Genomic DNA, 5,363 nt, shown 5'->3' on the forward strand with positions numbered 1-5,363 from the left:
TCGAAAAGGTCCGCGGCTACGTCGACCTCGGCTTGCAGGAAGGCGCCAAGCTCGTCGTCGATGGCCGCAACTTCAAAATGCAGGGCTACGAGAACGGGTTCTACCTCGGCGGCTGCCTGTTCGATCACGTGACCAAGGACCTGCGCATCTACAAGGAAGAGATCTTTGGGCCGGTCTTGTCGGTCGTACGGTCGCCCGACTATGCGGAGGCGCTCCGGCTCTGCAACGATCACGAATACGGCAACGGCGTCGCGATTTTCACCCGCGACGGCGACGCGGCGCGCGACTTCGCCAGCAAGGTCAAGGTCGGCATGATCGGCGTCAACGTGCCGATCCCGGTGCCGCTCGCCTACTACACCTTCGGCGGCTGGAAGCGCTCCGGCTTCGGCGACCTCAACCAACACGGGCCGGATTCGATCCGCTTCTACACCCGCACCAAGACGGTCACCGCCCGGTGGCCCTCCGGCATCAAGGACGGCGCGAGCTTCATCATCCCGACGATGCACTGAGGCGCGCGGTTCGGAATTCAGAAGAGCGGACGCGGGGACATTCTCGCGCCCGTCTTTTTTACCGCGGCGTGGGGCGCGTATAATGCGCTCATCCCCGGGTATCCGTCCGGACAGGAGCCATGGCGACAGCGCCAAAGCATTTGACGATCGAAGAGTTCCTCCTTTGGGCCGAAGGGCGCGAAGGCGGTTGGGAATTATTCGACGGCGTCCCGGTGAAGATGTCGCCGGAACGACTGGCCCACACTCGAGTCAAGAAATTCGCGGCGCGCGCTCTCGACGATGCGCTTGCGCAAGCCCGATTGCCTTGCGAGGCGGTCACCGATGGCCTCGCGATAAAGATCGACGCGCAAACCGCGTTCGAGCCCGATGCGTCGGTCATCTGCGGACCGTCCCGATCGGGTGACACGATCTCCGTCTCCGATCCGATCATCGTCGTCGAAGTCCTCTCTCCGAGCACAGCGGCGATCGACCACGGCCGCAAGCTCAGCGGCTATTTCTCGCTGCCGAGCGTCGAGCACTATCTCATCCTCGACCCCGAGCGGCGGGTGGTCATCCACCACAAGCGGGGACAGGGCGACGCGATCGAGACGCGGGTCTTGTCGGACGGCGCAGCGAAGCTCGATCCGCCGGGCTTCGAGGTCGCGGTCGAAGCGATGTTTCCCCCGGCTGCGGATTAGAACTGGAAGAGCGGCACGCCGGGGACGCCGTACCGATCGATCAGCCGCTCGCGTCCGCGATAGCCGGAGAACGTGCCCTGGATCGGCGACGGCTGGTCGAATGTGCTGGTCACGTAATTGTTGCCGCTGCCGACCGGCGCGTCGGCGCCAAGCGTCAGCCACGACGGCGTCGCATTTCCGCTCTTGTGGACGGTGATCTGCCGGCCCTCGGGCTGCTCGACGTGACGCCTATGGACGTGATGCTTCGCGCGGGCGTGAAGGGTCGGGGTGTGCGTCTCCTGCGTCGTCTGGGCCTCCGCCGAGGACACGAGCGCCACAGCGAACAGGGCGGCGCCAAGCAAACGAACCGAACAAGCCATGGCCCTGCCCTTTTTGCCCCGCGACGAGCGGCGCGACACGAAGGCGCCCGTTCCCGGGCGCGCGCCCCGCATTGCCCCGCCCGCCCCGGAAAAGCAAGCCCGCGTCAGTCGAGCGATTTCTGGAATCTGAGAACGCTGAGGCCCAGCAGCAAGACGCCGAGCGTAGCGAGCGCCAGCATCTGAGGCCAGAGCACGTTCAGGCCCACGCCCTTCAGGAACGTCCCACGGATGACGACGAGGTAATAGGTCATCGGATTGATGTTCGACAGCCATTGCATGAAGACAGGCATGCTGGCGAGCGGGAAGCTGAAGCCGGACAATATGAAGGCCGGGTTGATGACAAAGAAGTTGGTCGCGAAAGCCTGCTGCTGGGTGCGGCAAACGGTCGATATCAAAAGGCCGATCCCGAGCACGCAAAGAAGGTAGAACGAGGTTCCGATGAGCAGGACGAACGGATTGCCGCGGAACGGGATCTGGAACCAGAGCGTGCCTACGCCGGCAATCACAATGGTCAGGGCGAGCCCGATCAGGAAATAAGGGATCGACTTGCCGAGGATGAATTCGAGCGGCCGGACCGGCGTCACCATGATCTGCTCGAGCGTGCCGACCTCGCGCTCGCGCACCACGGCGAACGACGTGAGGTTGACAATCATGATCAGCGTCAGCGTCGCAATCACGCCGGGAACGAAGAACCAGCGGCTGTTGAAGTCCACGTTGTACCAGGGCCGCTGCTCGAGCGTCACCGTCGGCGGCGCAGGCGCCGCCGCGTGCTGGCGGCGCTTGAGGTCCTGGCCCATGTCCTCGGCATAGGCCGCCACGATCTGGCCCACGTAGCCGAGCGCGATGAGGGCGGTGTTGGAATTTGTGCCGTCGACGACGACCTGCGCGGGCGCCGAAAGGCCCTTGCGGAGGTTCTCGGAGAAACCCGCGTCGATCACGATCGCGACCACCGCGTCGGCCCGGTCGATCGCCTGGCGGATTTCAGCGTGGTTCTGCGCCATCTCGACGATCTGGAACCGTCCGCTGCCGGCGAAGTGGGAAATCAGTTCCCGGCTCTCCTGGCTGTGGTCGAGGTCGAGCACGACGGTCGCGACATGGTAAACCTCGAAAGTCGCCGCATAGCCGAAGATGAACAGCTGGACGAGCGTCGGAATCAGGAGGCGGAATTTGGCCGCGCGGTCGCGGCGGAACTGCTGGAGCTCCTTCACGACGAGGTTGAAGACGCGGCCCCACATGGTCAGCCCAAGGTTTTGCGAAAGGCGCGGGCGGCCAGAAGCCCGATGATCGTGGCGTAGAGCGCCAGCAGCCCGATCGGTTCGAGGAGGTCGCCGAGCCCGCTGCCCTTGAGGAACACCGACTTCAGGATCGCGAAATAGTAGCGCGCCGGAACCAGATAGGTGAGCCACTGGATCGGCGTCGGCATCTGCTCGATCGGAAAGGCGAAGCCCGAGAGCAGCGTCGTCGGCAGCAGGGTCGCCACGAGCGCGATCTGGCTTGCGCCGACCTGGCTGCGGATGCTGGCCGAAATGAAATAGCCGAGCCCGAGCACGACGACGAGGAACAGGGAGGTCGTCAGGAACAGGGTCGAGACCGCGCCCCGGAACGGCGCCTCGAACCAGAAAACCGCAATGACGAGGCAGAACGCGGCGTCGATCAGGCCGATGAAGAAATAAGGCAGGATCTTCCCGGCCATCAGCTCCATGCGGGTGACCGGGGTTGACACCAGCACCTCCATGGTGCCGCGCTCCCATTCGCGCGAGATCGTGAGCGAGGTGAGTTGGGCGCCGACGAGCGCCATCACCAGCGCGACAACGCCGGGCATGATGTAGTTCCGGCTGACGAGGTCCTCGTTATACCAGACCCGGTATTCGGAGACCGCCGGGACGACGGGCGGCGGCTGACCCATGGTCTGGGTCCGCTCCAGTTGAACGGCGCCGGAATAGGCGGCGACGACCCCCTGAGCGTAGCCGAGCGCGATATTGGCGGTGTTGTCGTCGGTGGCGTCGAGGATCGCCTGCACCGAGGCCGCGTTGGCAAAGGCGAGGTTTTGCGAGAAATCGTGGGGAACGACGATCGCCATCTTGCAACGTCCGGCGTCGACCGCCCGTTTGACGCCGTCGTAGTCGCGTTCCGTCTCGACGATGGTGAAATACTGCGAGGCCTGGAACGCTTTCAACAGCGCCTGGCTCTGCTGGCTTCCTTCGCGGTCGAACACGCAGATCGGCACGTGCTTGATGTCCATGTTGACCCCGTAGCCGAGCAGGGCCATCTGCATCAGCGGCATCAGTAGCACCACCATGAGGCTGCGCGGATCGCGCAGGATCTGGATGACCTCCTTTTTGGCGACCGCCTTGATCCGTCGCGGGGTCATGGACCCGGCCTCCCGCCGCCCTCGCCGACGAGTTGCACGAACACGTCCTCGAGCGTCGCCTTGATCGGCTCGATCCGCGACCAGGAGAGGGAGCGCTCGGCGAGGCGCGCTTCGATCGCAGCCAGGTCCCGCGCCGCGTCGTCGACGACGATGTGCAGCGACGAGCCGAAGGGGGCGACGTCGCGCACGCCCGGAGCGCCCCGAAGCGCCTCCAGCATCGCGCCAGGGTCCCCGCCTTCGACGAGCAGGATCTCGCCGCGGATCGCTCCGCGCTTGAGCTCGGACGGGCTGCCGAGCGCCACGAGCCGCCCGCTGTTGATCAGCGCGATGCGATTGCAGTACTCGGCCTCGTCCATGTAGTGCGTGGTGATGACGACGCAGACGCCCTCGCCGGCAAGCGCATAGATGAGGTCCCAGAACCGGCGGCGCGAGGCGGGGTCGACGCCCGAAGTCGGTTCGTCGAGAAACAGAATCGCCGGCTCGTGGAGCACGGCGCAACCGAGCGCCAGGCGCTGTTTCCATCCGCCCGACAGGTCGCCCACGATCGCGTTTTCCCTCCCGTTCAGCCCCGCCATATCGACGGCGAACGCGAGCCGCTCCTTGAGCCGCGCGCCCCTCACCCCGTACACCCCGCCGAAAAAGCTGAGGTTCTCCATCACCGACAGGTCGTTGTAGAGCGAGAACTTCTGCGACATATAGCCGATCTTCGCGCGCACTCTTTCCGGATCGCGCGCGACGTCGAGGCCCGCCACTTCCGCCCGGCCGCCGCTCGGACGCAGGAGGCCGCAGAGGATGCGGATCGTCGTCGACTTCCCCGCGCCGTTCGGGCCGAGGAAGCCCATGATCTCGCCGCGCCGCGCCTCGAAGCTCACGTCGTTGACTGCGATGAAATCGCCGAAGCGCTTGACGAGCCGGTCGGCCCGGATCCGGATCTCGCCATTCGCACCGTTCATTCCGCCTCCTCCGTCAGGAGCGAGACGAACAGGTCCTCGATCGACGGCGCGATGCGCTCGATCTCGTCGACCGGCGTTCCAGCGGCTTCAAGCGCCGCCCGGAGCTCGCCGACGCGCCGGGCCGCGTCGTCGACGACGACATGCACGCTGTCGCCCATCAGGATTGCGCTCTTGACGCCCTCGCGCTCCGCGACGAGGCCGCGCACGGCGCGGGGAGCTGGCGAGGCGATCGCGAGGATCTCGCCCGGCATCAGCGTCTTCAGCGCGGCCGGCGTGTCGCAGTAGAGCATCCGGCCCTCGCGCAGAAGTCCGAGGCGCGTGCAGCGCTCGGCCTCGTCGAGATAGGAGGTGGCGACGACGATGGCGACGCCCTCGCCGCGCAAGCCGTACAGGATGCGCCAGAAGTCGCGGCGCGACACCGGATCGACCCCCGCGGTCGGCTCGTCGAGCAGCAGCACGCGCGGCGTGTGGATGAGCGAGCAGGTGAGCCCGAG

The 5,363-nt window shown here is 65.8% G+C and carries 6 protein-coding genes and 1 pseudogene; 2 read left to right on the plus strand and 5 right to left on the minus strand.

Going from position 1 to position 5,363, the window contains the following annotated elements; genetic code table 11:
- Both ACLP25_RS05440 and ACLP25_RS05445 read left to right on the plus strand, forming a co-directional pair.
- On the plus strand, positions 1 to 509 hold a 509-nt coding region (locus tag ACLP25_RS05440; RefSeq protein WP_442468207.1), incomplete at its 5' end, for an aldehyde dehydrogenase family protein.
- A 119-nt stretch (positions 510 to 628) separates the two neighbouring features.
- Positions 629 to 1,186 (plus strand): Uma2 family endonuclease, encoded by a 558-nt coding sequence (locus ACLP25_RS05445; RefSeq protein WP_442468208.1) that lies wholly within the window; start codon positions 629 to 631, stop codon positions 1,184 to 1,186.
- Here the strand turns inward: ACLP25_RS05445 and ACLP25_RS05450 are convergent.
- The 5 genes and pseudogenes from ACLP25_RS05450 to ACLP25_RS05470 form a co-directional block, all read right to left on the minus strand.
- Positions 1,183 to 1,545, minus strand: a complete 363-nt coding sequence (locus ACLP25_RS05450) for a hypothetical protein (protein ID WP_442468209.1) — start codon at positions 1,543 to 1,545, stop codon at positions 1,183 to 1,185. The genes ACLP25_RS05445 and ACLP25_RS05450 overlap by 4 nt on opposite strands.
- 104 nt (positions 1,546 to 1,649) lie before the next feature.
- The gene (locus ACLP25_RS05455) at positions 1,650 to 2,780 is read right to left on the minus strand and encodes an ABC transporter permease (protein WP_442468210.1); all 1,131 of its coding nucleotides are present in this window, start codon (positions 2,778 to 2,780) and stop codon (positions 1,650 to 1,652) included.
- 2 nt (positions 2,781 to 2,782) lie between these two features.
- Positions 2,783 to 3,916, minus strand: coding sequence for an ABC transporter permease (locus tag ACLP25_RS05460; RefSeq protein WP_442468211.1), 1,134 nt, complete (start codon positions 3,914 to 3,916; stop codon positions 2,783 to 2,785).
- The gene (locus ACLP25_RS05465) at positions 3,913 to 4,869 is read right to left on the minus strand and encodes an ABC transporter ATP-binding protein (RefSeq protein ID WP_442468212.1); all 957 of its coding nucleotides are present in this window, start codon (positions 4,867 to 4,869) and stop codon (positions 3,913 to 3,915) included. Before ACLP25_RS05465 ends, ACLP25_RS05460 begins: the two co-directional genes overlap by 4 nt.
- Positions 4,866 to 5,363, minus strand: a pseudogene (locus tag ACLP25_RS05470) (ATP-binding cassette domain-containing protein); the annotation flags it as partial. The pseudogene ACLP25_RS05470 and the gene ACLP25_RS05465, both read right to left, overlap by 4 nt.

The sequence above is a fragment of the Roseiarcus sp. genome, assembly GCF_052145395.1.
In the GTDB taxonomy this organism is placed as follows: Bacteria; Pseudomonadota; Alphaproteobacteria; order Rhizobiales; family Beijerinckiaceae; genus Roseiarcus.